Genomic DNA, 25,380 nt, shown 5'->3' with positions numbered 1-25,380 from the left:
GGTTCTTCGGAGAATTCCGGGGACTGAATTGCCACATTCCGTATCCTAATGGCCGTTAAGACGGCTGTTGAGGAACGGGATGCTGGATCGGAAGACGCTGCAGGCCTTGGGCTGCTGGGATGGCTACAGGCTGGATCGGGTGGTATGGCCTGAAGGGGAGAGCCGTACGCTGGCGCTGTACTTGAAGCCAGTCAGCAAGGTCATGTACTGCGAGGAATGCGGATCGAAGTGCCGGCAGGTCCATGAAACGGTGGTGCGGCGCGTGCGCGATCTTCCGCTGTTCGAGTACCGGGTGGTGCTGCATGTCCCCCGCAGGCGCGTCTGGTGCGATCAATGCGGGGGGCCGCGACTCGAGCGGCTCGAATGGCTTGGGCGCTACCAGCGTGTCACAGCCAGGCTGGCGCAGGCCTGCGGGCAGTTGCTGCGTCACTGCACGGTGCAGGCCGTGGCGGCTTTCTATGACCTGGGCTGGCATACCGTCAAGACGATCGACAAGGCGCGCCTGCGCGAGGCAGTCGTCGAGCCGGACTGGTCCAGCATCCGCTACCTGGCCATGGACGAATTCGCGCTGCACAAGGGCCATCGCTATGCGACGGTGGTGGTCGATCCGATTGGGCGGCAAGTGCTCTGGATCGGTCAGGGCCGCTCGCGCGAGACGGCGCGCGCCTTCTTTGCGCAACTCCCGGCAGGCGCGGCAGAGCGCATCGAGGCCGTTGCCATCGACATGACGACCGCCTATGAACTGGAGATCCGCGAGCATTGCCCGCAGGCTGAGGTGGTCTTCGACCTCTTCCACGTCGTGGCCAAGTACGGGCGCGAGGTGATCGACCGGGTCCGTGTAGATCAGGCCAACCGCCTGCGGCACGACCGTCCGGCCAGACGGGTACTCAAGTCCACGCGCTGGCTACTGCTGCGCAACAAGGAGAACCTGAGCGACCCTCAAGCCGTGCATCTGAACGAGGTGCTGCAGGCCAATCAGCCGTTGCTGACGGTCTACATCCTGAGAGACGAGCTCAAGCGGCTGTGGTTCTACCGCCGCCCGGGATGGGCGCAAAAGGCGTGGGAGCATTGGTGTGAACAGGCAAGCCAGAGCCGGATTCCGGCTCTCGAACTGTTCGCCCAGCGCCTGAAAGCCTATTGGCACGGCATCATCGCCCGATGCCGGCACCCGCTGAACACGAGCGTCGTAGAGGGCATCAACAACACCATCAAGGTCATCAAGCGTAGGGCCTACGGCTACCGCGACGAGGAATACTTCTTCCTGAAGATCAAGGCTGCCTTCCCCGGAATTCCTCGTTGAACCATTTAAATCCCCGGTTGATCTCCGGCGCTACTTCAAAAGATGGAAATGCTGAGTGTCGCTTGCATTGAGCGCCGCAGCGATGGCGTATGAAAGGTGCGGCTGGTCTGGAGGGGCGGAGAAAAAGGATGCCACACGGAGGGGAACCCGCGTGGCATCGAAGCATGAGTACAGGGGAGGGGTCGACCCCGGACTCTGTGACTCACCCGCATTGCACGGGCGAAGGCAGTGTAAGAAGACAATTCCTATTCGAGAATCGGAATACTCTGAAATGTGATCCGAATTTTCGGAGCCTTGATGCATTCATGGCCCGGCTGTTGCCTGCGTGCGGCCCCAATGAAAACGCCGTGGCGGTGGCCACGGCGCTGTTTTTCAAAGGAAGATTCTGGCGGGGCGCTATGCCTGGGCTGCGCTGTGTGGAGCGTTGGATCGATGCAGGTTTGCTTCACCGCCATGCGTAAGGCTCTCGATCTCCTGGTCCTTTTCTTCCCACTGCTGGGCGAGCCAATGATGAAATTCCGAGCGGAATGCCGAGTCACCGCTGTAGTCGCCGGTGCAGAAGCTCTCCGGGATCGGGATCTGGCGAATTCTCACGACGATTCGGCCAGCACGGCCACGGGCCAGGTCCCAGAAACTAGGCACGCCATCGGGATAGACGATCGTTGCATCGACCAGCGAGCCGAATTGCGCGCCCATCGCATTCAGAGTCGTGGCCAGCGCACCGGCTCGTGGCTTGAGCAGGTGGCGGTACGGCGACGATTGCGTGACGCGCTTGGCCTCTGAAAAGCGCGTGCCTTCCGCAAACACCATCACGCTCGTCGGCACGAGTTTGAATTTCTCGCAGGCACGCCGGGCGGTGTCCTGATCCTGACGGCCGCGTTTCGGCTTGCGGCGCAGTTGCGCCTTGCTATAGCGCTTCATGAATGGGAAATCCAGCGCCCACCAGGCCAGGCCGATGACCGGCACATAGAGCAACTGCTGCTTCAGGAAGAACTTCAGCAGCGGAATGCGCTTGTTCAGCGCACCCTGGAGTACGAAGATGTCCACCCAGGTCTGGTGATTACAGTTCACCAGATACCAGTCGTCGCGCTTCAGGCCGGAATTTCCCTGGATATCCCAGATTCCTGGCTGCAGCAGCGAAATCCAGCGCGTGTTGCACGATATCCAGTAGGTGGCAATACCGTTGAGAACCGGATCGATGCGCCGGCGTACGGCCCGCATCGGCATCGCCAGTTTGATCAACGCGAGCAGAACGATCGGTACGAAGCAGAGCACCGTATTGATGGCCAGCAAGGCGGCACTAATCAGTCCGATTAGCCCGCCCATCCGTCGATGTCTTGCGACGGATGGCCGGTGGCTGGCGGTATCGGTGTTGCGGGGCAAGGCGGGCGCGGGCAGAGGGCCTACGCGAGCGGGCTGTGAGGAAGGGGGGGTCGCATTCATGCCCGCCAGTGTGCAAGAGCGGCTAGCGTGCCCTTTTGTTCTGGATCAATTTGGCGAAAAGTCGACTCACTTGTCACCGGTAGTCGGAGTAGGACGTGTGCGTCCGTCCCTACTTCTGTGGCGCCGGTTCCGCTGGCGGCTTCGGGATGCCCGCGTCCAGCAACGCGGCAATCTCGGGATCTCGCTGGCGGACATCCCATTCACCGGCGGAGACCTTGGCGAAATGCTCGACGCAGAGCTGTGCGACGACCTTGGGCTCGTCGTGCTCCAACGCCACATGCATCAAATCCAGCTGCTGATTGGTGAAACTCTCGATCAGCGTCGCATGCTGGGTGAGCAATTCCTGGTTGGCGCGGCGCTCGTCTTCGCTGGCGCCGGTTGCCGCTGCGGCTTCCAGTCGATCGCGGTAGTACCTGGCAACAGTCAGGTGGGCGGCATTTCGTTCCTGCCACTGCTTCCAGGACGCCTCTACCGCAAGACGGGTACCGGGCGCGTGCTCGACGCAAAACTCCACCATGTTCCGAAGGATGGCTTCGTCCAGTTGCGGAGCCAGACCAGCAGAGATTTCCAGCTCGCTGCGCGCGGGTTGCGGCTGGGGCTGGGCAGCGGATGCGCGTTCTTCACCGGAGCACGCGGTCAACGCAAGAATGGCCGCGCCCGCGGTCAAGGCTGCGTAGAGGTTTCTGAAGCGGTGCATCTGGTTCCTAGCGCCAATACGTCCGTGACGTCGATGCGACGCCAGGTTCCGTGGGCGCGACAGTATAGCGGGATCGCGGCGCCACAATCGCTGCACTGGGCCACGCCCAAGTAAAATGCCGGTCTTCTTCGATTCAGCATGATGGTTCACCCAATGGCAGTGATGCAAGGCAGGCAGCAGGCAACGATGATCGGGCTGGTCGCGGTCGTACTCTGGAGTTCGATCGTGGGCCTGATCCGTGGCGTCAGCGAGAGCTTTGGCGCCACGGGCGGGGCGGCGCTGATGTACAGCATCGCGTCCGTGCTGCTTTGGTTTTCGGTCGGCCCCGTGCGGCTGAAGGCACAGCCGAGGTCATACCTGATCTGGGGCAGCCTGCTGTTCGTGTCATACGAGCTGTGCCTGTCACTGTCGATCGGCTATTCAAACAGCGCCAGGCAAGCCATCGAAGTGGGCATGGTCAACTACCTCTGGCCGAGCTTCACGATGCTCGCCGCCATCCTGTTCAACGGGCAGCGGGCCAACTGGCTGGTCGTGCCCGGTTTTCTGATTGCGATTCTGGGGATTGCCTCGGTACTGGGCGGCGACCAGGGGCTGGACCCGGCTGGCATGCTTCTCAACGTGCGGGACAACCCTCTGAGCTACGGCCTGGCATTTGCGGGCGCCGTGATCTGGGCAGGCTATTGCACGGTGACGGCGCGGATTGCCCAGGGAAAAAACGGCGTCACGCTGTTCTTCATCCTGACGGCGCTCGCGCTCTGGGGAAAATATCTGTTCACGGGCGGCGAGACGATGGCAATCAGCCTGACCGGCATGACCTATCTGGCGTTGGCCGCGTGCGCGATGGGGTTCGGCTATGCGGCGTGGAATGTCGGCATCCTGCGGGGCAACGTGACCGTGCTGGCCGGCGCCTCGTATTTCATTCCCGTGCTATCGGCCGCGCTGGCCGCCGCGCTGCTGAATGCGCCACTGTCGTTCGCATTCTGGAAAGGGGCGGCGCTGGTGTGCGCGGGTTCCATCCTTTGCTGGCTGGCTACCCGCGGTCGGGGCAAAACGGTATCGGCCTCGGCGGACGCCGGTGAAAATCAAAAGCACGCCCCATGAAGATCGACTGCCGGCCAGCGGCTTGAGCACGAATGGCCGGCGCAGGCATAGGCGCGCTACAGCCTTATTCCAGCTGGATATTGGCGTGCTTGACGACCTCGGCCCAGCGTCTGGTGTCGTCGCCGATCACTTTGTCGAGGTTTTGCGCGTTGCCATAGAACGGCTGCGCCCCCTGCGTGGTCAGCTGCCTGACCATCGCCGGGTCCGTGGCGATTGCCTTTACCGTGTCCTGCAGCTTCCTGACGATTTCAGGGCTGGTGCCGGCTGGGGCCATCAGCGCTGACCACGACTCCGTTTCCGCGTCCTTGATGCCAAGCTCGGCGAACGTTGGCACGTCAGGGATCGCCGGATTCCTTTGCCGGCTGGCCACGCCGAGCAACCTTACTTTCCCGGACTTCACATACGGCTGCAGCCCAGGCAGGTTGGCAAACAGAATCTGAATCTGGCCAGCCAGCAGATCGGTCGTTGCCGGCCCGGCGCCCTTGTAGGGAACATGGGTGAACTTGACGCCGGTACGCAGCATGAACAGCTCTCCGATCATGTGATTGACGGACCCCTGGCCCGCCGACCCCATATTGAGCTTGCCCGGGTTCGCGCGGGCGTACTGGATCAGCTCCGCGACGTTCTTCGCGGGTGCATTCGCGGAGACGGCCAGCACATTCGGCACCGTGGCAAACAGCGCGATCGGTGTGAAGTCCTTCGACGGCGAGAACGGCAGATTCCGCGACACCAGCGGCTGGATGACCTGACTGCCCATCGTCGCGTACAGCAGCGTGTAGCCATCGGCACGTGCCTTGGCCACGAATCCCGCACCGATGGCGCCGCCCGCGCCGGGCTTGTTGTCGACAACCACCGGTTGCCCGAGCATCTGGGACATGTGCGTGGCCAGCAGCCGCGCCGTGAGATTGACGGTGCCGCCAGGTGCGAATGGCACGACCAGCGATACGGGCTTGTCGGGATAGCCTTGCGCGCCGACGGGGGTGCAGCACGCCATCGCCGCGACGAGCACAGCGGTGAACTTGAACATGATCGTCTCCTTCAGTCGTCAGCTGGCCTGTGCCAGAGCTTGCTGCGCGTGTCCCGATGCGGCGATGGCCCGGCTGCGTTGTTCCAGCAACATGGCGGCGTCATGAATGCGCTTGTCGGTGGCATCCAGCGCCTCGGCGCGCACGTTGAGTGCGGAGCGCTGTGCGTCGATCCGCTCGCGCACGCATTGCGGGGCTGGCGCGCCGTACGACTGACGTCCATTGACATTGCAGATCGGATCGAGGCATTTTGCAACGTCCTCGGCGGCAAGCGCGGCCCGGCGCCCAACCTGCTGCTGCGTTGCATCGTCGATCATCGCCGTCGTGATCGCGATGGCCGGCAGCCCTTCGTCAAGCGCGCGGCGGACGACGGCGCCAATGATGTGATGCGCATCGCGGAACGACAGATCGGCTTTGCGCACGAGCAGGTCGGCCAGATCGGTCACCGCGGAGAAGTCGTTCGCCGCGCGCGATGCCATGCGCTCACGCTCCGGTTGCACGTCGCGCACGAGCAGTGCCATCAGTTCCAGGCATTTCAGCGCCTCTTCGCAGCTTTCCCAGCACGTACGGGTGCTTTCACGGCTGCTGTCGCCCGAATGCGTGAAGTGCGAGGATTTCACGGTCGTCAGTGCGGCAGACGTCAGCCCGATCAGATGCGCGGTCTTGCCGCGCAGGTATTCGAGCACGACCGGGTTTTTCTTCTGCGGCATGATGCTCGACGTACCGGCAATGCTGTCCGGAAACGACAGGAAACCGAACTCGGGTGTCGACCAGATATAGAAGTCCTGCACCATCCGGCTGCAAGTGATCATCATGATCGAGAGCGCCGCGCTAAGCTCCAGCGCGAAGTCACGCGACGCCACGCTATCCAGCGCGTTGCCAAGCGGCCGGCTGAAGCCCAGCAGATTGCTGGTCAGTGTGCGATCGATCGGAAATGACGTCCCCGCCAGTGCGCATGCGCCCATCGGACAGCCGTCGAGCGTTTCCAGAACATGCAGCAGGCGGTCGATGTCGCGGGACCAGGCATCGACCAACGCCGAGAAGTAGTAGCCGTAGGTGATGGGCTGGGCGGCCTGCATGTGGGTATAGCCGGGCATGACATGGTCGGCGTAGGTATCGGCCTGGTCGAGCGCGCCATCGCATAGCGCCACGAGCGCTGCGCAAATCCGCGCCACGTAGCCACGGGCCCGAATCCGGTCGTTGGTCGCGCCAATATCGTTACGGCTGCGGGCCGTATGCAGGCGGCCGCCAACATTCTGTCCGACCTGCCGGATCAGATGCGCTTCGTAGTTGAAATAGGCGTCTTCTCGTGCCGGATCGAGTTCCACGGCGTCCGGGCCGTGCCGCTGGATTTCAAGAAGGGCGTTTGCCAGCGTCGACGTGGTGCTTTCGTCGAGAATATCCTGCTGATCCAGCATAACCAGATGGGCCAGATTAATTTGCGTCAGGACGTCGAAATTCTTGTTGAAGAATTCTCGCGTGGTGCGGGGCTGGAAAATATATTGGATAACCTCCGGCGCGGGAGGCTGTTTCAGGCGGCGGCTGACTTTCGATTCCATGTTCAAACTCATTTGTATAAGACCTGCACCGAGTTTGGTTTTCGCCAACCCATACGTCAAATCAGCGTCTCATAGCATCCTATACAATTCCGATATGGGACGAGTTGAGATGCGGCGTACCCGCCATGCGTGCCACAATCCTCGTCTTACTGGAGGCGTTCGATGAATTTCAAGGAGATTGAGGCGTTTCGGGCCGTGATGATGTCGCGCTCCATGACGACCGCGGCCGGCCTGCTGCATACCTCCCAGCCCAATATCAGCCGATGGATCGGGATGCTCGAGCGCAAGGTGGGTTTCCAGCTATTCCAGCGCGTAGGGACCAAGTTGCTGCCGACAGCCGAGGCCGAGGCGTTCTATGCGGACGTCGAACGGGCGTTCATGGGGCTTGAATCTCTCGGCGAAAGCGCGAACTCCATTCGGCGCCGAGGTACGGGATTACTGCGCATCGGTGCCGTCGGTTCCATCGCGGAAAGCGTTTTGCCGGACGCGCTGGCGATTTTCAGGAAACATTTTCCCGATATTCCCGTGTTGCTCAACACCGGCCGCTCCGACGTTGTCGCAAAATGGACCGCGACCGGCTTTTGCGATATTGGCTTCTGCTCCGTGCCGACAGATTTGGCGAGCCTGCACTACGAGGAAATCAACGTCGCACGCGGCGTGTGCATCGTGCCCGGTTCTCACCGCCTGGCAAACCGAACCGTTCTGGAGCCGGCCGATTTCGAAGGCGAGCATTTCATCTCCCTGCCGACGGAAAGCGCGAACCGGAACGAGATCGACAGCCACTTCCCGACGGGCAGCCGCGTGCTCGCCATCGAGACGCCTTACGCCACCACGATCTGCAAAATGGTCGGCAAGGGGCTTGGCGTGTCCATCGTCAGCCCGATCGTCAGTCGCGCGCTGAATCTGGCCGATGTGCGCGAAATCCCGTTCTCGCAAGAGGTCATGTTCCGAAGCTTCGCGGTGACCTCGGACCATTTCCCGCTGAACTTCCTGGCCAGCCGCATCGCGCAATGCATACGGCAGGCGTTCGACGCATTTCATTGACCGGTATGCTGGGCCGGAAGATTTGACTCTTGTCGAGTTCCGCCCGCTGAAGGATCAGGCTGGAACCTCCGCGGTGCGGTGATCGGCGCGGTGGGCATGCGAGAACATGCCAGGCATTGCACGCCCCGATTTTGTATAGGTCAGCGTCCAGAAAACCGATCGATTCCCCGCTCCAAAACCAAAACGGCCGACAATGCCTCCGCACTGTCAGCCGCATCACCAGGCTTACACCTCGCGCACTTACATCCGATACCGCACCGTCCCCATCACACTACGCGGGGCGCCCGGCATGTTCAGGTTCGGGCTCGATCCGTGACCTGAAACGATGTAGCCCTGATTGAACAGGTTGTACACGTTGAGCTGCGCTTCGAATTTGCCGCGGCGGTACCAGGCCACCATGTCGGCCGTGACGTAGCCGGGCAGCGTCACGGTGTTGGCCGGATCGGCCTGTCGTGCGCCCACCAGGTTCAGGCCACCGCCCAGACCAAAGCCGTGGCCCAGGTCTTTCGTGATCCAGAAGTTGCCGGAATGGCGCGGCGTCAGCGTGGCCTGCTTGCCCTGCAGTGCCGGGGTCGACTTGGTGATCTCGGCATCCAGGTAGGCATAGCCGGCCAGCATGCGCCAGCCGCCGCCGAGTTCGGCCGCGCCGCTCAGTTCCAGACCGTCGGTGCGTTGTTCGCCGATCGGGATCAGCGCCGTGTTCGTGGCGTTGGCAACCTTGATGTTGGTACGTTCGATGCGGAACAGCGAGACGGTCGTGGTGGCCTTTCCATCGTGCCAGTCATACTTGGCGCCGACTTCGGTGTTGCGCGTGGTTTCCGGTGCCAGTTGAGCGTTGTTCGCGGCCAGCGAGAACGCTTCGCCGGACGGCTGGAACGAGCGGCTCCAGGAAACGTAGTACGACTGCTGCTTCGACGGCTGCCACACCAGACCGGCGCGAGGGCTCCAGTTATTGTCCGTGCGCGACAGGTTCTGCTGTCCGGCCACGCGCTGGATCGTCTCCTGTTCGAAGCGGTCGTAGCGCACGCCAACCAGCGCCTTCCACTGTTCGCTGAGCTGGATCATGTCCTGCGTATAGATCCCGAGCGTCTTGAAGATGCCGAGGTTGCTCGTTCCCGGATTGCCGCCCAGCAAGCGCGGCAGCGTGGGCAGAACGGGATTGAACAGGTCGACCGTCGCGATGTTGTTACGCGAATAGTTCACCAGATCCTTGTTCTGCTGGCCCACTTCCACGCCATACAGCAGTTCATGCTTCATGCCGAAGATCTCGGCCTTCTGCGTCAGATCGGTCTGATTGAACCAGCCGTGTTCCTCACGATAGACGTTCGAACGGTTCAGGCTGACGGTCAGCGCCGATTCGTTGACGGTGCCCGGCAGCGTGTTATTCCGATCCAGCGAGTAGTGGTAGTAGCGCGTCGCATTGCGGATCGACCAGTTCTCGTTGAAGCGGTGATTGACCGTGGCCGTGCCCGAATACACGCGGCTCTGGCTGTAGTCGGCGTCACGCGCATTGGCGGCGCCGTAGTACGTGGACGGATCGACGGCAACCGGCCGGCCCTTGTACGCGGGAATGCCAAAGTCGGTGACGCGCCGGTCTTCCAGGTAGTCGGCCTGCAACAGAACCGTGGTCTGCGGCGCGATGCGAAGTTCCAGCGACGGCGCCACCGCGGTGCGGTTCAGGAACTGCTGCGATCGGTAGCTGTTCGCTTCCTCATGGGCGGCGGTGATGCGGAAGGCTGCGGCGCCATCGGCGAACACGCGGCCCACGTCGCCTTCGACGCGGCGGTCGGCCCACATGCCGTAGCTCAGCGCAAAGTCGGTGACGTCGATGCCCGGCTTCTTGGTCACGCGATTGATCAGACCGCCCGACGAACCACGGCCATACAGCACTGCGGCCGGTCCCTTGACGACTTCCACGCGGTCGACGTTGGACAGATCGCGGAAGTAAAGCGCATCGTCACGAATGCCGTCGACGAACTGGTCGGCAATCGCGGTGAAGCCACGAATCGATACCTGATCGCGCTGTCCGTCGCCGGTGGAAAAACTCACGCCCGGCACGTTCTTCAGCGCGTCCTGCATCGACGTGGCGTGCTGGTCTTGCATGACCTCGGCGGTCACCACGTTCACGGTTTGCGGAACGTCGCGCAGCGGTGCGTCGGTCTTGGTGGCGCTGATCGCGTTGGGCGGGTTATAGCCCGCGCCAAGTTCCTTGCTGACGTCGGCCTTGACGGTGACGGGTGGCAGCGATTGCGGTTCGGGCGTTGCGGTTTGTCCGTGGACCAGGCTGACCAGCAGTGCAGGGCATGCTGCCAGGGTTCGAACAATATATTTCGTGTGCAGATAACGGCTCATTTCCCTCTTTGTACCTTCTGTAACGCACTGTAATTATTGGAATGGGAGCGATTATCATTTGCACCTATGCCTTAGGTCAATGTGGTTTTTCAGATACTGACTATTGAGGCGTATTGTCCGCACGCGGGAATTGCGGTGACGAATAGGGCAGCTACGGCGGAGGGAAATCCGTAAAGTGATCTTTCAGGCTTGCGTCTTCGCTTGTGCTGGCGCCTGAAATTTCTCGATCAGGAAGTCGATAAAGGCACGCGCACGCGCGGTCTGGTTATGGCGCTGGGCGTAGTAGACGAACAGATCCGCCGAAGGCAGATGAAACTCGGGCAGCACGACGCGCAGACGGCCGCTTTCCAGGTACTTGGCCAGATCCCACTCGGAACGGATCAGGATGCCGTGCCCGTCCAGGGCCCAGCTCAGCACGATGTCGCCGTCGTTGCTGGACAGCGCACCGTCCACCTTGATGCTCTCGTGGTGGCCGTCGTGCTCGAAGCGCCAGACCGCATAGGCTTCATCGTTCTGGCGGTGAATGATGCAGCGATGAAGCGCCAGATCGGCAAGCGATGTCGGTGTCCCGAATTTCCGCAGGTAACCCGGCGACGCGCAAAGGAAGCGGCGATTCGACATGATCCGCCGCGCGGACAGCCGGCGATCGGGGAGGGTGCCAAACCGGATGGCCAGATCGATACCGCTGTCGACCAGATCGACGGGCCGGTCCGTGACCTCCAGTTGCACTTCCACTTGCGGGTGGCGCTTGGCGAATTCAGACACCATCGGCGCGATGGTGGTACGCCCAAAGCCCAGCGTGGCGTTGATCCGCAGCAGGCCGCGCCGCTCGGCGCCGCTGCTGGAGACCACGTTCTCCATCTCTCTCAGATCGGCCAGAATCCGCGTCGCATAAGCGAGGTAGGTCTGGCCCTCACTGGTCAGACTGATGCTGCGGGTCGTGCGATTCACGAGCCGGACCCCGAGCCGTGCTTCCATCAACGCCAGGCGCTTGGTGGCGGCGGGCGGCGTCAGATTCAATTCGCGCGCCGCGGCCGACAGGCTGCCGCGCCGGGCGATAAGCACGAAAAACTCCAGTTCGGACGCCAGATCGGTTTTCACCGCAAGTAAATAATGTTGTGAAAGTCAGTGAATTCTAGTGCATCGTCCGGCGCCTAAGCTACCGATTCCCACGCCACGCGCCCCAGCGTGCCGAGTATCAGGAGACCTTTGTGAGAATCGTAGAAATCCGCGAGAAGACGTTGCCCATCAGCTCGCCCATCCGCAACGCCTACATCGACTTCAGCAAGATGACCCTCAGCCTGGTTGCCGTGATCACCGACGTGATCCGCGACGGCAAGCCGGTCGTCGGCTATGGCTTCAATTCCAATGGCCGCTACGGTCAGGGCACGCTGATGCGCGAGCGATTCATTCCTCGCATCATGGAAGCCGACCCCGCATCGCTGGTGGATGCCACGGGCGACAACCTCGATCCGCACAAGATCTGGGACACCATGTTCAAGAACGAGAAGCCGGGCGGCCACGGCGAGCGTTCGGTGGCCATCGGCACCATCGACATGGCCATCTGGGACGCCGTGGCAAAGATCGAGGGCAAGCCGCTGTTCCAGTTGCTGGCGGACCGCTATGGCAATGGCCAGCCGGACCGCAAAGTGTTTGTGTATGCCGCTGGCGGTTACTACTACCCGGGCCAGGACCACGGCAAGCTCAAGGACGAGATGCGCAGCTACATCGACCGGGGCTACACGGTGGTCAAGAAGAAGATCGGCGGCGCATCGCTTGACGAGGATCTGCGCCGCATCGATTCCATTCTCAGCGTACTGCAGGACGGCCAGAAGCTCGCCGTCGATGCCAATGGCCGCTTCGACCTCGATACGGCCATCCAGTATGCGAAGGCGCTGTCCCAATACGACCTGTTCTGGTACGAGGAGCCGGGTGACCCGCTGGACTTCGAGCTGCAGGCCACGCTGCGCAACTACTACGACAAGCCGATGGCCACCGGCGAGGATCTGTTCTCGATGCAGGATGCCCGGAACCTGATCCGCTATGGCGGCATGCGTCCGGACCGTGACTGGCTGCAGTTCGACTGCGCGCTGAGCTATGGCCTGGTCGAATACCTGCGCACGCTCGATATGCTCAAGCAGCACGGCTGGTCTGCCAGCCGCTGCATTCCGCACGGCGGCCACCAGATGTCCCTGAACATCGCCGCCGGCCTGGGCCTGGGCGGTAACGAAAGCTATCCCGACCTGTTCCAGCCGTTCGGCGGATTCCCCGATGGCGTCAAGGTCGAGAAGGGCTACCTCACGATGCCGGATCTGCCCGGTATCGGCTTCGAGGGCAAGTCGGACCTTTATAGCGTGATGCAGCAACTGTCCGCATAAAGCGCAGCACATCCCAAAAAACACAAACGGAGACAACCATGTGGATCAAGCAGGCGGCCGCCCGTGCCGCAACCCTATGCCTTGTCAGCGGCTTCTTCCTGTCACCGGGCCTTGCCCGCGCTGAATATCCGGAAAAGCCTGTCACGCTGGTTGTCCCGTTCGTTGCCGGCGGGCCAAGCGACAAGATTGCGCGCGACGTTGCCGAGTCGCTGCGCAAGACGCTTGGCACGACGGTGGTCGTGGAAAACACCGCCGGTGCCGGCGGCACCATCGGCACGGCACGTGTCGCGCGCGCCAACCCGGATGGCTACACGCTGCTGGTTCACCATATCGGCCTGGCCACGGCGCCCGCGCTGTACAGGAAGCTGGGCTACAAGACGTCCGATCTGGAATTCCTCGGGTTGATCAACGAGGCGCCGTCCACGCTGATCGGCAAACCGGACCTGCCGCCCAATAACCTCGCCGAACTGCGCAAGTTCATCGCATCGAGTGGCGGCAAGCTGAACCTGGCGAATGCAGGCGTTGGATCTGCATCGCATCTCTGCAGCCTGCTGCTTCAAAGCACGCTGAAGAGCGATATGACCTTCGTGCCGTACAAGGGAACGGCGCCTGCGATGTCGGACATCATGGGCGGGCAGGTCGACCTGATGTGCGAGCAGGCGACCAACAGCACGCCGCAGATCGAGGCAAAGAAGGTGAAGGCCTACGGAGTGACGAGCGCCCAGCGCGCGACGGTGGCGGGGCTGGCAAGCGTGCCGACCCTCGATGAAGCTGGCATGCAGGGCTTCAACTTTACCGTCTGGCACGGACTGTACGCACCGCACGGCACCCCGCCCGCCGTGCTCGACAAGATCAACAAGGCCCTGCGCGCAGCGCTGAAAGACCCGTCACTGGTCAAGCGCGAAGAAGCGCTCGGCATCACCGTTGTGGCCGATGATCGTCTGTCGCCCGCCGGCCACAAGAAGTTCTTTGACGGCGAAATGAACCGGTGGGCCAAGGTCATCAAGGACGCCGGCATCCAGCCGGAATGACGCCGTAACGCTTGCAGCCGGATTGGGTCGGGCCTACAGGCTGTCCGGCTGCGCGCGAGCACTGCGTTCACGCTCCACGCGCTCGGTGGCATCGCGCGCTATCGCCACCGAGCCGATGGACTTGCCTTCGCCATCGAGCACCAGCGCGAACGTCATCTCCACATAGAGCTTGCTGCCATCCTTGTGGACGGCCTTCGTCAGCGTCGGCTTGCCCGACAGGCGTGTCTTGCCTGACGCGATGGCCGCGTCGTAGCCGCGCCAGTGCGCGGCGCGCAGGCGCTCGGGGATGATGATGTCAAGGCTTTGCCCCATCGTTTCGGCGGCAACGTAACCGAACAACTGCGATGCCGCCGCGTTCCAGCCTGCGATGCGGCCTTCGGCATCGGCGAAGATCATCGCGTCGGCAAGCTGCTCAAGGATCAGGGCACTGGGATCGATGGTTTCTGTGGGGAGTGCTGGCGTTGTCATGGCTGTGGTGGACTCGTGGTGCCGCGTGGGTTTGGGTGACTCAGTATGTTGCGCGGGTCTGGCTTGGGACCCTGTGATTATTCCCCAACCGGGCGCCGGCTGTCCTGTCCAGTCCCCATAAAACTCGCGCTGCGGTGCGGCATTTGCTAGATCCGCTAGCCCGCTTTAGCGTTCCCAATTCGCCCGTCTCTCGATTTCCCTGGCGCTCGGCGCCGTCTGCGCAAACGATCCCAGCGGCACGTCGCCGGTTGGCACATAGGCGCTCATCACCACGCCACTGGCGGACGTCCGTGAATCGGCCAGCCGCAGTGCGCCTGGCGCGGCGCCGGCTTCGAACAACCGTTTGCCGCTGCCGAGCACCACGGGAAAGGTCCAGACGTTGTACTCATCGATCAATGAAGCGGCGCGCAGCGCCTGGATCAGGTTGCCGCTGCCGATGATCTGCAGGTCTTTTCCCGCCTCCGACTTGAGCGCCGAGACTGCGGCGGCAACGTCGCCCTGCAACAGCGTCGAGTGGCTCCAGTCGAGCGCCTTCAAAGTGCGCGAGGCCACGTACTTGCGGGTGGCGTTGAAGGTCTTTGCAATCGGGTTGTCATCCGGCTGGTACGGCCAATACGCCGCGAATATCTGATAGGTCCGGCGGCCGAGCACAAGTTCGCGGTCCTTGCCGTCGAAGCCTTTCATGTCCAGGCTCATGGCTTCGCTCCAGAAGGGGAACGTCCAGCCACCGAACGGAAATCCGCCGCTGGGATCTTCATCCGGGCCGCCCGGTGCCTGCATGACACCATCGAGCGAGACGAACGTTGATGCAATCAGCTTTCTCATGGGACCAACTCCGTGACAAAAGAGGAGAACACGAAGATGGTAGGTGCAGTCGCGCCCGAGTGCCTGATCCCATGCGCGATAGCGGCCGTGATGACGTCCAGCGGCGTGCCGGACGCGACTGCCGCAACTTGCGAAGCGCGGATGCTGGACTAAGCTCCACGCATGCCAGACAGCTTCTCGATACCGCTATCGCGCGTCAGGATAGTCGCCGCCATTGCTCTGCCTTTGGCGATTGCCTCCGCGCTTGCCGGCTGTGCAACGGTCGCCGGCCAGCCATGCGCCGCTGGGGAACGCGCCGCGATCAGCGAATGGCAGTACTTCGGCACGGCCAAGCCTGGTGGCGGGGCTGTATCGGACGCCGAATGGGACACCTTCCTACGCGAAGCAGTTACCCCGCGTTTTACGCAGGGCTTTTCGCACTGGCCAGTCTCCGGCCAATGGCTTGGCGCGGATGGCCAGGTCGTGCGTGAAGCGTCCCACGTGCTTGCCGTCGTCTATCCCGCCGAACCGCAGGCGGAAGCGGCCGCCCAGGCGATTGCCAGCGAGTACAAGACGCGTTTTCAGCAGGAGGCCGTGCTCAGGGTGCGTAGCCGCAGTTGCGTGTCACCCTGATAGCGTTCACGCATCGATTGCGGCTGCGTGTCAGCCAGGCGTATGGCAGACGGCTTCGATGTTGTGGCCGTCCGGGTCGAGCACAAAGGCACCGTAGTAGTCGGGGTGATAGTGCGGCCGCAGGCCAGGACCGCCATTGTCGCGGCCGCCGGCCGACATCGCGGCCTGGAAGAAAGCATCCACCGCGGCGCGGCTGTCCACACGGAACGCGATATGTACCGGCGGCACGTTAGGTGTGCCGCTGCTGATCCAGAATTCGGGCTTGCCCGGCGGCCCGAAACCCGCCACGTCGGCATGCCCGGTAACCGAGGCGGGTATCTCCATGATCTTGACGATACCGATCGGGGCAAGCGCAGCCGCATAGAAAGCCAGGCTCTTTGGGTAGTCGCTGACGTTCACGCCGGTATGGTCGATCATCGGGGATACCTCTCGCAAAGTGGTGGAAGAATGATGCGCCGTCGGGCGGTATCGTACCCGCGACGCCGCATCACGACCAGCACCATGCGTGGATGGAAAACAGAGGCTATCCGGCCTGCGCCGCTTCCGGTGCGGACACCGCGCCGCTCGTCTCAAGCAATGTCTTCCGGAAAATCTCCACCAACGGTCGCAGATTGACCTTGTGCCACGCGGCCCATAACGGCGTGCGGTACTGGAACCACGACAGTTCGTGCAAGGCGACCCCTTGCGGCGCCTGATGCCGCAGGCTTTGCTGGATTGTGGTCACGCCCAGCCCCGCCGCAACAAGACCCAGCGCCGCCAGCGGCTCCGTGGCCTCCATCGTGATCTCCGGCGTAAATCCCGCCTTGGCGCAGGCGGCGATGAACGTGTCGTGCCGCAGCGCGCTTTCCTGATGCATGACGCCGATCCATTTCTGCCGGGCGAGGTCATCCGGCGTGATGACGGTCGCCGCTGCCAGCGGATGACTTTCGGGTAGCGCCAGCAGCATCGGGTCGTTCAGTACTTGCGCGGCTTCCAGGTCGGGGTCGTCCGGCGCCGGCGGCGCACAGACCAGTGCGATGTCGAGGCTGCGCTGGCGCAATCCTTCGAGTTGCACTTCCGATTGCTGGTTGTAGAGCGCGATATGCACCGATGGCCGGCCTTCACGCAACTCCCGCAATGCATTGGGCAGCACGCCGGAATGCATCGCGTATTCGAGATAGCCGATGCAGAGGCCGCCCTCGTCGCCGCGCCCCAGCCGGCGCGCGAGCGATTCCAGCCGGTTGGCATGGGTCAGAAGCGCGCGCGTTTCGGCCAGAAACGTACGGCCATCGCGGGTTAGGCGAATGCGCTGCTGCGAGCGCTCGAACAGTACCAGGCCGAGCTTTTCTTCAAGCTGGGCGATCTGCCGGCTAAGTGGCGATTGGGAGATATGAAGCCGCTCGGCGGCGCGCCCCACATGCTCGTCCTCGGCAACAGCCACGAAATAGTGCAGTTGGCGGATATCTAACATTTCAGACCTGCTGGGACTTAAGTGTTTCGAATTCTGTCTTGGACAGACTTAACTTGCAACCCTAGACTGCTTTCACCGCAACCCATTCCGTACCTGGAGCAGTCATGAATCTCAAACAAACACTGGCCGGCAACGTGCTCGGCTTTGGTACCGCACCGCTTGGCAACATGTTCCGCGACATCCCCGAAGCCGAGGCGCAAGCCACGGTGGATGCGGCCTGGGCGCAAGGCGTGCGTTACTTCGACACCGCACCGTTCTATGGCGCCGGCCTCTCCGAGATCCGCCTGGGCGAGGCACTGTCGCGGCACCAGCGCGACGAATATGTGCTCAGCACGAAGGTTGGCCGTCTGATTCTGGACGAAGTCGAGGACGCTAGCGCGCGTGCACTTGGCGAAAAGAGCGGGCTGTTCGCCGCTGGCCGTCCCAACAAGCTGGTTGTCGATTACTCGGCCGACGGCACGCTGCGTTCGATCGAGGATAGTCTCAAGCGCATGAAGGCGGATCGCCTCGACATCGTCTGGATCCATGACATCGCTCAGGACTTCTACGGTGACGAATGGCTCTCGTATTTCGAGACGGCACGCAAAGGTGCGTTCCGCGCACTGACCCGCCTGCGCGAGGAAGGTGTCATCAAGGCCTGGGGCCTGGGCGTGAACCGCGTCGAACCAATCGAGCTGACGCTCGACCTGGCCGAAGCACAGCCCGATGGCTTTCTGCTGGCAGGCCGCTATTCACTGCTGGATCACGAGCGCGCGCTTCAGCGGGTGATGCCGAAGGCGGCGGAACGAAATACCGGCATCGTCGTCGGTGGCCCCTACAGCTCCGGCATCCTGGCCGGTGGCGCGCACTTCGAATACCAGAAGGCGCCGGCCGACATCATCGCCAAGGTCGAACGCATCAAGGCCATCGCGGCACGTCATGGCGTCGGCATCAAAGCGGCGGCGTTGCAGTTTGCCCTGGCCAACCCCGCCGTCGCGGCCGTGATCCCGGGTGCAAGCCGTCCGGATCGTATCGCCGAGGACGCCGCGGCGCTCAAGGAAACCATCCCCGCCGATTTCTGGCGCGAGCTGCGCGAGCAACATCTGGTTGCCGAGCATGCGCCGCTGCCCGGCGAACGTATCTGATTCCCGCTACAAGGAGTTCAACATGGCACAAGCTTCCGCAACGATCGTGCTGCCGGTTGCAGCAGACCGCGTTTGGCAACTGATTGGCGGCTTCGATTCGCTGCCCGATTGGCTGCCGTATATCCCGAGCAGTGAGCTAAGCGAGGGCGGCCGCGTGCGCAGCCTGCTCAACCCGGACGGCGACGCCATCGTCGAACGGCTTGAAGCCTTCGATAACCAGGCGCGCAGCTATACCTACTCGATTCTGCGGGCGCCGTTCCCCGTCACGGGTTACCGCTCCACGCTGCGCGTGGTGGCGCTCGATGGCGAACAGGCATCGCGCGTCGAATGGTCTGGCCAGTTCACGCCCGCGGGCGTCAGTGACGAAGAGGCATCGCACCTGTTCGAAGGCATCTACCGCGACGGCCTCAAGGCATTGCAGGCCACGCTGATCGGAGAATCGTCGTGAAAGCCTGGATTGCGATGGCGACCGTGCTTGCCCTGACGTTCGGGCTGCTGCCGATGGCCGACGCTGCGGGTAGCGTGCCTGGCCAGGGAAGGGCGCTGTACCAGTACGGCGAATAACGTCGCCAGACGCAAACGCCCGCCACATCCGCAACGGTGTGGCGGGCGTATTTTTTTGCTGGTTTCAATCCACCTGTGCATTGGACTGCTTGACCACGGCAGTCCACTTGCGTGTTTCGGCTTCGACGAAAGCGGGCAGTTGTGTCGCGTTCAGTGCGGCCGGCTCCAGTCCTTGCACGGCGAGTTGCTTCTGCACGGCCGGGTCCTGCATCACGGCTTGCATCGTTTCCACCAGGCGCGTCCGCGCGGCGTTGTCCATGCCCGCGGGACCGGCCAGCATGAACCAGGCCGTCAGGTCGAAGCCCGGATAGCCCGATTCCGCGACGGTTGGCACATCGGGCGCTGCCACGGAGCGGCGCTGGCTGCTGGCGGCCAGCGCACGCAGCTTGTGGTCCTTGAGGTAAGGCAGAACGGCCATCGGGTGATAGAACATGAAATCGACCTGTCCGCCCAGCACGGCGGTCAACGCCTGGCCACCTTCCTTGAACGGCACGTGCGTCATGCTGACACCGGACATCGACTTCAGGAGCTCGCCAGCCAGATGGCCCGAGGTGCCGCTGCCGGCCGAACCGAACGACAGCTTGTCCGGATGCGCTTTCGCGTAGGCGATCAGTTCGGCCAGCGTTTTGTAAGGCGCGTCATTGCGCACCACCAGCAGCGTGGGCGTATAACCGGGGATGCCGATAAACGAAAAATCCTTGCCGGGGTCATAAGGCAGCTTGCGATAGAGCGCCTTGTTGATCGCTAGCGTGCCGACCGTGCCCATCGTCAACGTATACCCGTCGCCCTTGGCCTTGGCGACGAAATCGGTACCGATCGAGCCGCCCGCGCCGGCGCGGTTTTCCACCACGATTGGCTGCCCCAGACGCTTGGCAAGCGCTTCACCGATGATGCGCGCGGTGATGTCGGTGGACGTGCCGCCGCCGAATGGCACCACCATGCGTACAGGGCGCGACGGATAGGTGTCCGCCGATGCGAGGTTGGCCACCAGGGCCAGCGATGCGGCCACGGCCGCCAGTACTTTTTTCATTGCCTCCTCCGTTCTTATGGTCAGATGCCGGTCTTGGCCGGCGCCGTCTTGTCATGCCGCAGTTGCCGCCGCACTTCTTCGTCGTGCTCGCCCAGTAACGGCGGCGGCACCACTTCAAGCGCGCGTTCCCCGTCGTACGACACCGGGCTGCGCACGGTCCGGAATTCCCCCAGCGTGGGATGCTGGCCCGATACCAGCAACTGCAGATGGCGTGCCTGCGGGTCTTCCAGTGCTTCGCTGGTGTCGTACATCGGTGCGTGCGGCACGTCTTCCGCTTCAAGCCGCTGGCACCAGACATCGCGCGGATGCTGCCGGAACCGTTCGCCCAGCACGTCGATCAGCACTTCCTGATGCTCGATGCGGGCTTCGCGCGAGGCGAAGCGAGGGTCCTTGAACAGGTCGGGACGCTCGATCGCGTTGGCCAGACCCTGCCAGAATTTCTCGGGCGACGACATATGCAGCGCAATCCATTTGCCATCGGCACAGGGCATCACATACGACTGCGAGACACTGGGCCGGCTGTACGGCCCCATGACTTCGCCCGCGGAATAGTAATGCGTAAAGGCATCGAGGTTGAAATGGCTCATGGCCTCCAGCATCGACACTTCAACCTTGCGGCCCAGGCCAGTGCGGTTGCGTTCATGCAGCGCACCGAGGATGCCGTAGGCCGCATAGAAGCCGGTCAGCGAATCGGCGATGGCCGGGCCGACCACGCGCGGATTGGCCGGATTCACCAGCAGGTTCAGGAATCCGCTGGCTGCCTGGGCGACCGTGTCGTAGCTGGGCCGGCCCGCCGCGGGGCCGGTCGCGCCAAAGCCGCTGATGGCGCAGTAGATCAGTCGCGGATTGATCTCGCGTAGCCGCGCTTCGCCCGCATTCAGGCGTTCCGCCGCGCCAGGCCGGAAGTTCTGGATGTAGATATCGGCTTCACGCACCAGCGCGTCGAACACTTCCAGGTCCTCGGCGTTCTTGGTATTGAGCGTGATGCTGCGCTTGTTGCGGTTATAGGTCTGGAAATGCGGGCTGTAGAGTCCGCCCTTGAACGCCCGGAACGGATCGCCGGTTTCCGGCTGTTCGATCTTGATGACATCGGCGCCGAGGTCTCCCAGCAGCATGCCGGCGGCGGGACCGGTGATGAATGTGCCTTGTTCCAGTACCTTCACGCCTTGCAGGACCTTGATCATGATCTGCTCCTGCGGGCTCAGGCAGCGGGGTCGAAGCCATCCGGCGTCTCGCCGGCATACACGACTTCGCGCGTGGCCTGGTACGACAGCGCAAAGCCAATCGGCTGGCGCAGTTCTTCGCTCAGATGGGCAATCAGGCCGCCGGTGCGCGCCAGGATCGGCACGCCTTTCAATGCATTGAGCGGAAAGCCAACGCCGAGCAACACGGCCGGAATGGCGGCGGAAACGTTGAGGCTCAGCGATTTCCCGACGATCTCTGGAATGACCGATTCCACGGCTTCGGCGATATCGATATAGATGGTGTCGGCGCCGGCCTGACGCGCCACGTCGAACAAGGCCGCCACGCGCGGGTCGCGGGCCTTGTGCAGCGGATGGCCATATCCGGGAATGGCGCGACGGGCTTCGCGCCATGCGCTCACGACGGTGCGCGCGGCGTCCTCGATCGATGCGCCTGCTTCCATCCGCTCGCGGATTTCAGAGAGCATCACACCGGCGGTCTCGGAGGCGCCAAGAATCACCGAGCCGCACCCGAGAATGCCGGCGGCCACGGCGCCTTGCAGCGCATCTGGCGCGGCGGCCAATGTCATGCGGCTGGCCTGCACGCTCGGCACCAGGCCATGTTCGGCGATGGCCACCAGCGTGGCGTCCACCACCGTCAGCGCGGCCGCATCGGGGCGCTGGCCCGTCACAAGGAAATAGAAATACTCGGTGAAGCTGAGCTTGCCGATCAGGTCACGTGCCAGATCCGCGCCACGCACCACGATGGTTTCCGTGTTCGAGGTACTGATGGCGGTGCGTGGCACCGTTTCCTTGCCGATCTTCATTGCAGGTCTCCGTCTAATGATTGTCTTTTGATGGATCCAGTCTACGGAGGGACTACAACATATGGAAATGATGAATTTCACTTCAAATGATCGATGGCATCGATGTATGATTCGCGCATCCCGCAGCAAGCGGCGATAGCCCCCGACCCCTATGGAACTCCGACATCTGCGCTACTTCGAGGCGCTGGCCGACACGCTGAATTTCACGCGTGCCGCAGAGCGCATGCATGTGACGCAATCCACGCTGTCACATCAGATCCGCCAGCTCGAAGAGGAAATCGGCCGGCCGCTGTTCGACCGCATCGGCAAGCGCGTGTCGATGACCGAGGCCGGCGAAACCCTGCTGCTCCATATCAGCCCGGCGCTGCGCCAGGTGGATCGTGCAATGCATGCGGTGCGCGACGAAGAAGGCCCGGTGGTGGGCGAGGTCCGCGTCGGCGCCACGCACAGTTTCAATATCCAGTTGATTCCGCAGTGCCTGTCGGCGTTTCTTCGCCGGTATCCATCGGTGCGGGTCATCGTGGAAGAGCTGAGCGCAGCCGATATCACCGCGCGGATTGCCGACGGCCAGCTTGACCTCGGTGTGTCGTACCGGCCCCTGCAGGCCGAGGGGCTTTTCTTCGAGCCGCTCTATAACGAGGAACTCAAGCTGGTGGTCAGCGACAGCCATCCGTTGGCGCAGCGCAAACGCGCGCGGATGGTCGAGCTGCATGGCATGCGGATGGTGCTGCTGCCGGCGTATTTCGCCACGCGGCAATTGCTTGACGATTGCTTTCGTGCGGCGGGCGCCGAGCCGCAGGTCATTGCCGAGCTGAATTCCATCGCGCCGATGCTGGAACTGGTCAGGCAAACCGATATCGCCGCGGTGATCGGCAGCAGCGCGGAGTCATCGGGCAAGGGCCTGCATTTCATTCCGCTGGAGAGCCCGACGCCGCAGCGCACGCCGGGTCTACTGTGGAAGCGGGGTGCGGCGCGCGCGATGCCGGTACGGTTCTTTGCGACGACCGTCCGGCGCGTGGTTGAGGCGCTGGGAGCCTAGCCCAGTTTGCCCGTGTATTCGGCCAGGCGCTTCTCGACTTCGGGATTGGTCTGCAGGCCCAGTTCCATCAACTGACCGATGCGCTGCTGTGCGCCGGGGCGCATGACAGAGCCGATGAAGCCCTCCCACTCGGCGGCGATCTGGTCGTTGGGCGGCAGACTGTTGGCATTGACCAGCCGCTTGATTTCACCGATCGATGTCTTGTCGAATTTTGCGATGCGGCGTGCCATGCCATCGACGAAGGCATCGAGTTCGCTGTCCGGCAACGCGCGGTTCACATATCCGTAGCGCTCGGCAAGATCGCCATCGATATCGTTTCCGGTCAGCAGCACTTCCAATGCGCGGCCCCGGCCCATCAGGCGCGGCAGACGTGCCATCGGGCCGCCGCCCGGCACCAGCGCGGCGCCAATCTCCCATTGCGACAGCACCGCTTTCTCGCGGCTGGCAAATCGCATGTCACTGGCCAGAGCCAACTCGCTGCCCACGCCAGTTGCGCGTCCGCGAATCGATGCGATGGACACGACGGGCGCTTTGCTCAGTCGCACGAGCATGTCGGGCAGCGGTGGCAAGCCGGTGGGGCCGGCCGGCAGATTCGTTGTGTCCGTGAGCGGCGGAACGAAATCGTAGTGCGTCAGGAAAAAGTCGGGGACGTCACTGTCGAACACCACCACACGGACGGCTGCGTCGGATTCCAGTGCCGCAATCACCGCGTTCAACTGCGGCATGGTCTTGGGACCGTAGATGTTGTAAGGCGGATTGTGGAACGTCACGCGCCAGTATTCGGCGGAGACCTTCGTCAGCCGAACCTGATCCGGCGCATCGGTCGCGGACTGGGGCTGAGTGGATGAGGACGTTGGTGATGGACTCATGGCGCGGCTCCAGCGGACAGGACGTCGAACACCGTTCGAATCCTAGAAGCTGGAACCACGCTTCGCAAGGAGCGCGATCAGTCCAGCGCGCGGTTCCTCGATTCGACGTTGACCGCGCCAACGGCCAATGCCGCCGCGGCCAGCATGGCCGAAATCATCGCCAGTGCGAGCGTGAAATGTGTGGACATGACCGGCGCGATGATGGCCGGCGCAAACAGCCCGCCGAAGCGCGCCACGGCACCAGCCGTTCCCATGCCCGTTGCGCGCAGGTTGGTGGGATAGACCTCGGGCGTGAACGCATACAGCGCGCCCCATGTGCCGAGTAACGAAAAACTCATCAGCAGCGTGGATCCGACGACCACCGTGGGCGAGGTGCCAAAACTGTACATCATGCATCCGACGGCACTGAGCAGCAGAAAGCCGATCAGCGTCGGCTTGCGTCCCCAGCGCTCCACTCCATAGGCGGCCAGTGCATAGCCCGGCAGTTGCACCAGCGCCAGCACTACCAGGAAGACCTGGCCACGCATCCAGCCGAATCCCGCGCTGCTCAGCCGGATGGGCAGGTAGACGAACACCGCGTAGTAGGCAATCGAGATCAGCAGCCAGGCAAGGAGCAAACCAAGCGTGCGGCGCCGGAAACTCGCGGTGAAGAGCGTGAAGACGGACGGTTTTTCCGGGCTGTCCGACTGCAGTGGGGGGATCGTCACGTTCCTGCCGTTGGTCGCCGCCACACGCTCAAGTACCTCGCGTGCCTGTTCCGGCTTGCCGTTCCGATTGAGAAACAGCGGCGACTCCGGCACGTACATGCGCGGAATCACACCGATCAACGCGGGGATTCCGGTCACGAAGAAGATGATGCGCCAGGCGTCGTTGCCATGCGTGCCGGCCGCCAGTGCCAGCAGCGCCAGGCAGATGGTGCCGAGCGCCCAGAACGACTCCAGCATCACGAGCCAGCGGCCGCGCCGGTCCCTTGGCAAGAACTCGGCCAGCATCGTGTAATCGACGGGCAGCGTGCCGCCGACGCCAATGCCCGTGAGAAAACGCAGCACCATCAGCCAGCCGAGACTCGGCGAAAACGCGGAAGCGACGCCGCAGGCCGCGTCGATGATCACGGCCAGCATCAGCGCCGGACGGCGGCCGATGCGGTCGGCGATGCGCCCGAAGCAGAAGGCACCGACCAGCATACCTGTGAAGAACGCGGTGCCGGTCTGCAGTGCCTGCGGCACCGTGACACCGAACGTGCTGGCGATAGACGGGGCGCTGAAGCCGATGGACAGGACCTGCATCGCGTCCGCCATCCATACGAGGCCGAAGATGACGAAGAGCCGATACTGAAATTTGCCGACACCGGCAGTCCGGATTGCATCTTCAAAGCTCATCAGCGAGGACGACATGGCTGGCAACGGTCCGTTGGACAAGTTAGGGGGCGAGCCGGCAAGCGGTTACGCCCGCCGGTCTCGC

The 25,380-nt window shown here is 62.9% G+C and carries 24 protein-coding genes; 9 read left to right on the top strand and 15 right to left on the bottom strand.

Annotation, left to right across the window (positions count from 1 at the left end):
• The first annotated feature begins 79 nt into the window (after nt 1–79).
• Entirely contained in the window at nt 80–1,300 is a 1,221-nt protein-coding gene (locus tag AC3FLX_RS25830) for an ISL3 family transposase (RefSeq protein WP_488694692.1), read from the top strand.
• 396 nt (nt 1,301–1,696) lie between these two features.
• Here the strand turns inward: AC3FLX_RS25830 and yihG are convergent, their stop codons facing one another.
• Nucleotides 1,697–2,626, bottom strand: coding sequence for a 1-acylglycerol-3-phosphate O-acyltransferase, YihG family (gene yihG, locus AC3FLX_RS25825; RefSeq protein WP_488700183.1), 930 nt, complete (start codon nt 2,624–2,626; stop codon nt 1,697–1,699).
• Between the two features lie 226 nt (nt 2,627–2,852).
• Complete coding sequence (locus AC3FLX_RS25820) at nt 2,853–3,440, bottom strand: hypothetical protein (protein WP_488700182.1); 588 nt, start codon at nt 3,438–3,440, stop codon at nt 2,853–2,855.
• 162 nt (nt 3,441–3,602) lie between these two features.
• Between AC3FLX_RS25820 and yddG the strand changes: the two genes are divergently transcribed.
• Nucleotides 3,603–4,541, top strand: coding sequence for an aromatic amino acid DMT transporter YddG (gene yddG / locus AC3FLX_RS25815; RefSeq protein ID WP_488700190.1), 939 nt, complete (start codon nt 3,603–3,605; stop codon nt 4,539–4,541).
• 64 nt (nt 4,542–4,605) lie between these two features.
• On the opposite strand, the gene AC3FLX_RS25810 is transcribed toward yddG, so the two are convergent.
• Both AC3FLX_RS25810 and argH read right to left on the bottom strand, forming a co-directional pair.
• Nucleotides 4,606–5,568, bottom strand: a complete 963-nt coding sequence (locus AC3FLX_RS25810; protein ID WP_488700181.1) for a Bug family tripartite tricarboxylate transporter substrate binding protein — start codon at nt 5,566–5,568, stop codon at nt 4,606–4,608.
• Nucleotides 5,569–5,586: 18 nt separating this feature from the next.
• Nucleotides 5,587–7,125 carry an argininosuccinate lyase gene (gene argH, locus AC3FLX_RS25805; RefSeq protein ID WP_488700180.1) on the bottom strand — a complete coding sequence of 513 codons (1,539 nt, stop codon included), beginning with the start codon at nt 7,123–7,125 and terminating at the stop codon, nt 5,587–5,589.
• A 162-nt stretch (nt 7,126–7,287) separates the two neighbouring features.
• Between argH and AC3FLX_RS25800 the strand changes: the two genes are divergently transcribed.
• Entirely contained in the window at nt 7,288–8,169 is an 882-nt protein-coding gene (locus AC3FLX_RS25800) for a LysR substrate-binding domain-containing protein (RefSeq protein ID WP_488700179.1), read from the top strand.
• 240 nt (nt 8,170–8,409) lie between these two features.
• On the opposite strand, the gene AC3FLX_RS25795 is transcribed toward AC3FLX_RS25800, so the two are convergent.
• Nucleotides 8,410–10,521 carry a TonB-dependent receptor gene (locus AC3FLX_RS25795; RefSeq protein ID WP_488700178.1) on the bottom strand — a complete coding sequence of 704 codons (2,112 nt, stop codon included), beginning with the start codon at nt 10,519–10,521 and terminating at the stop codon, nt 8,410–8,412.
• Between the two features lie 183 nt (nt 10,522–10,704).
• Nucleotides 10,705–11,622 carry a LysR family transcriptional regulator gene (locus AC3FLX_RS25790; RefSeq protein WP_488700176.1) on the bottom strand — a complete coding sequence of 306 codons (918 nt, stop codon included), beginning with the start codon at nt 11,620–11,622 and terminating at the stop codon, nt 10,705–10,707.
• A 110-nt stretch (nt 11,623–11,732) separates the two neighbouring features.
• Between AC3FLX_RS25790 and AC3FLX_RS25785 the strand changes: the two genes are divergently transcribed.
• Nucleotides 11,733–12,899: a mandelate racemase/muconate lactonizing enzyme family protein gene (locus tag AC3FLX_RS25785; RefSeq protein WP_488700175.1), complete on the top strand. Its 1,167-nt coding sequence runs from the start codon at nt 11,733–11,735 to the stop codon at nt 12,897–12,899.
• Between the two features lie 38 nt (nt 12,900–12,937).
• Nucleotides 12,938–13,930, top strand: coding sequence for a tripartite tricarboxylate transporter substrate-binding protein (locus tag AC3FLX_RS25780; protein WP_488700173.1), 993 nt, complete (start codon nt 12,938–12,940; stop codon nt 13,928–13,930).
• 33 nt (nt 13,931–13,963) lie between these two features.
• Here AC3FLX_RS25780 and AC3FLX_RS25775 read toward each other — a convergent pair whose 3' ends face one another.
• Both AC3FLX_RS25775 and AC3FLX_RS25770 read right to left on the bottom strand, forming a co-directional pair.
• Nucleotides 13,964–14,398, bottom strand: coding sequence for a PAS domain-containing protein (locus AC3FLX_RS25775; protein ID WP_488700172.1), 435 nt, complete (start codon nt 14,396–14,398; stop codon nt 13,964–13,966).
• Nucleotides 14,399–14,563: 165 nt separating this feature from the next.
• Nucleotides 14,564–15,223, bottom strand: a complete 660-nt coding sequence (locus AC3FLX_RS25770; protein WP_488700171.1) for a dihydrofolate reductase family protein — start codon at nt 15,221–15,223, stop codon at nt 14,564–14,566.
• 162 nt (nt 15,224–15,385) lie between these two features.
• On the opposite strand from AC3FLX_RS25770, the gene AC3FLX_RS25765 reads away from it, so the two are divergent.
• Nucleotides 15,386–15,835, top strand: a complete 450-nt coding sequence (locus tag AC3FLX_RS25765) for a DUF3574 domain-containing protein (RefSeq protein ID WP_488700170.1) — start codon at nt 15,386–15,388, stop codon at nt 15,833–15,835.
• A 30-nt stretch (nt 15,836–15,865) separates the two neighbouring features.
• On the opposite strand, the gene AC3FLX_RS25760 is transcribed toward AC3FLX_RS25765, so the two are convergent.
• Together AC3FLX_RS25760 and AC3FLX_RS25755 are read right to left on the bottom strand one after the other, a co-directional pair.
• Entirely contained in the window at nt 15,866–16,252 is a 387-nt protein-coding gene (locus AC3FLX_RS25760; RefSeq protein WP_488700169.1) for a VOC family protein, read from the bottom strand.
• 106 nt (nt 16,253–16,358) lie between these two features.
• On the bottom strand, nt 16,359–17,285 hold the full coding sequence (locus AC3FLX_RS25755; RefSeq protein ID WP_488700168.1) for a LysR substrate-binding domain-containing protein: 927 nt from the start codon (nt 17,283–17,285) through the stop codon (nt 16,359–16,361).
• Between the two features lie 104 nt (nt 17,286–17,389).
• Between AC3FLX_RS25755 and AC3FLX_RS25750 the strand changes: the two genes are divergently transcribed.
• A complete protein-coding gene (locus AC3FLX_RS25750) occupies nt 17,390–18,409 on the top strand; it encodes an aldo/keto reductase (RefSeq protein ID WP_488700167.1) in 1,020 nt (339 codons plus the stop codon).
• A gap of 22 nt (nt 18,410–18,431) precedes the next feature.
• Complete coding sequence (locus AC3FLX_RS25745) at nt 18,432–18,857, top strand: SRPBCC family protein (protein ID WP_488700166.1); 426 nt, start codon at nt 18,432–18,434, stop codon at nt 18,855–18,857.
• A 180-nt stretch (nt 18,858–19,037) separates the two neighbouring features.
• Here AC3FLX_RS25745 and AC3FLX_RS25740 read toward each other — a convergent pair whose 3' ends face one another.
• Genes AC3FLX_RS25740 through AC3FLX_RS25730 form a run of 3 tightly spaced genes read right to left on the bottom strand, consistent with a single transcriptional unit; the run spans nt 19,038 to nt 22,011 of the window.
• Entirely contained in the window at nt 19,038–20,003 is a 966-nt protein-coding gene (locus AC3FLX_RS25740; protein WP_488700164.1) for a Bug family tripartite tricarboxylate transporter substrate binding protein, read from the bottom strand.
• Between the two features lie 20 nt (nt 20,004–20,023).
• Complete coding sequence (locus AC3FLX_RS25735; RefSeq protein ID WP_488700163.1) at nt 20,024–21,187, bottom strand: CaiB/BaiF CoA transferase family protein; 1,164 nt, start codon at nt 21,185–21,187, stop codon at nt 20,024–20,026.
• Nucleotides 21,188–21,204: 17 nt separating this feature from the next.
• On the bottom strand, nt 21,205–22,011 hold the full coding sequence (locus tag AC3FLX_RS25730; protein WP_488700162.1) for a citryl-CoA lyase: 807 nt from the start codon (nt 22,009–22,011) through the stop codon (nt 21,205–21,207).
• A gap of 151 nt (nt 22,012–22,162) precedes the next feature.
• Here AC3FLX_RS25730 and AC3FLX_RS25725 point away from each other — a divergent pair, with 151 nt between their 5' ends.
• The gene (locus tag AC3FLX_RS25725; protein ID WP_488700161.1) at nt 22,163–23,050 is read left to right on the top strand and encodes a LysR substrate-binding domain-containing protein; all 888 of its coding nucleotides are present in this window, start codon (nt 22,163–22,165) and stop codon (nt 23,048–23,050) included.
• Here the strand turns inward: AC3FLX_RS25725 and AC3FLX_RS25720 are convergent.
• Entirely contained in the window at nt 23,047–23,919 is an 873-nt protein-coding gene (locus AC3FLX_RS25720; protein WP_488700160.1) for an enoyl-CoA hydratase/isomerase family protein, read from the bottom strand. The two genes, AC3FLX_RS25725 and AC3FLX_RS25720, sit on opposite strands and share 4 nt — an antisense overlap.
• Nucleotides 23,920–23,996: 77 nt before the next feature.
• The gene (locus AC3FLX_RS25715; protein WP_488700159.1) at nt 23,997–25,313 is read right to left on the bottom strand and encodes an MFS transporter; all 1,317 of its coding nucleotides are present in this window, start codon (nt 25,311–25,313) and stop codon (nt 23,997–23,999) included.
• Nucleotides 25,314–25,380 lie beyond the last annotated feature (67 nt).

It is taken from the genome of Cupriavidus sp. 291-E7, from assembly GCF_057798835.1.
The sequence above is the reverse complement of the archived record's forward strand: the minus strand, read 5'-3'. Positions and strand labels throughout refer to the sequence as shown.

Excerpts from the sequence above, each read along its gene's own strand:
- AC3FLX_RS25720 (WP_488700160.1), bottom strand. The coding sequence starts at position 23,919 with ATGAGTCCATCACCAACGTCCTCATCCACTCAGCCCCAGTCCGCGACC.
- AC3FLX_RS25765 (WP_488700170.1), top strand. The coding sequence starts at position 15,386 with ATGCCAGACAGCTTCTCGATACCGCTATCGCGCGTCAGGATAGTCGCC.
- AC3FLX_RS25725 (WP_488700161.1), top strand. The coding sequence starts at position 22,163 with ATGGAACTCCGACATCTGCGCTACTTCGAGGCGCTGGCCGACACGCTG.
- AC3FLX_RS25755 (WP_488700168.1), bottom strand. The coding sequence starts at position 17,285 with ATGTTAGATATCCGCCAACTGCACTATTTCGTGGCTGTTGCCGAGGAC.
- AC3FLX_RS25740 (WP_488700164.1), bottom strand. The coding sequence starts at position 20,003 with ATGAAAAAAGTACTGGCGGCCGTGGCCGCATCGCTGGCCCTGGTGGCC.
- AC3FLX_RS25820 (WP_488700182.1), bottom strand. The coding sequence starts at position 3,440 with ATGCACCGCTTCAGAAACCTCTACGCAGCCTTGACCGCGGGCGCGGCC.
- AC3FLX_RS25735 (WP_488700163.1), bottom strand. The coding sequence starts at position 21,187 with ATGATCAAGGTCCTGCAAGGCGTGAAGGTACTGGAACAAGGCACATTC.
- AC3FLX_RS25750 (WP_488700167.1), top strand. The coding sequence starts at position 17,390 with ATGAATCTCAAACAAACACTGGCCGGCAACGTGCTCGGCTTTGGTACC.
- AC3FLX_RS25760 (WP_488700169.1), bottom strand. The coding sequence starts at position 16,252 with ATGATCGACCATACCGGCGTGAACGTCAGCGACTACCCAAAGAGCCTG.
- AC3FLX_RS25730 (WP_488700162.1), bottom strand. The coding sequence starts at position 22,011 with ATGAAGATCGGCAAGGAAACGGTGCCACGCACCGCCATCAGTACCTCG.
- AC3FLX_RS25770 (WP_488700171.1), bottom strand. The coding sequence starts at position 15,223 with ATGAGAAAGCTGATTGCATCAACGTTCGTCTCGCTCGATGGTGTCATG.
- AC3FLX_RS25830 (WP_488694692.1), top strand. The coding sequence starts at position 80 with ATGCTGGATCGGAAGACGCTGCAGGCCTTGGGCTGCTGGGATGGCTAC.
- AC3FLX_RS25775 (WP_488700172.1), bottom strand. The coding sequence starts at position 14,398 with ATGACAACGCCAGCACTCCCCACAGAAACCATCGATCCCAGTGCCCTG.
- argH (WP_488700180.1), bottom strand. The coding sequence starts at position 7,125 with ATGGAATCGAAAGTCAGCCGCCGCCTGAAACAGCCTCCCGCGCCGGAG.
- AC3FLX_RS25780 (WP_488700173.1), top strand. The coding sequence starts at position 12,938 with ATGTGGATCAAGCAGGCGGCCGCCCGTGCCGCAACCCTATGCCTTGTC.
- AC3FLX_RS25800 (WP_488700179.1), top strand. The coding sequence starts at position 7,288 with ATGAATTTCAAGGAGATTGAGGCGTTTCGGGCCGTGATGATGTCGCGC.
- yihG (WP_488700183.1), bottom strand. The coding sequence starts at position 2,626 with ATGGGCGGGCTAATCGGACTGATTAGTGCCGCCTTGCTGGCCATCAAT.
- AC3FLX_RS25715 (WP_488700159.1), bottom strand. The coding sequence starts at position 25,313 with ATGTCGTCCTCGCTGATGAGCTTTGAAGATGCAATCCGGACTGCCGGT.
- yddG (WP_488700190.1), top strand. The coding sequence starts at position 3,603 with ATGCAAGGCAGGCAGCAGGCAACGATGATCGGGCTGGTCGCGGTCGTA.
- AC3FLX_RS25795 (WP_488700178.1), bottom strand. The coding sequence starts at position 10,521 with ATGAGCCGTTATCTGCACACGAAATATATTGTTCGAACCCTGGCAGCA.
- AC3FLX_RS25745 (WP_488700166.1), top strand. The coding sequence starts at position 18,432 with ATGGCACAAGCTTCCGCAACGATCGTGCTGCCGGTTGCAGCAGACCGC.
- AC3FLX_RS25810 (WP_488700181.1), bottom strand. The coding sequence starts at position 5,568 with ATGTTCAAGTTCACCGCTGTGCTCGTCGCGGCGATGGCGTGCTGCACC.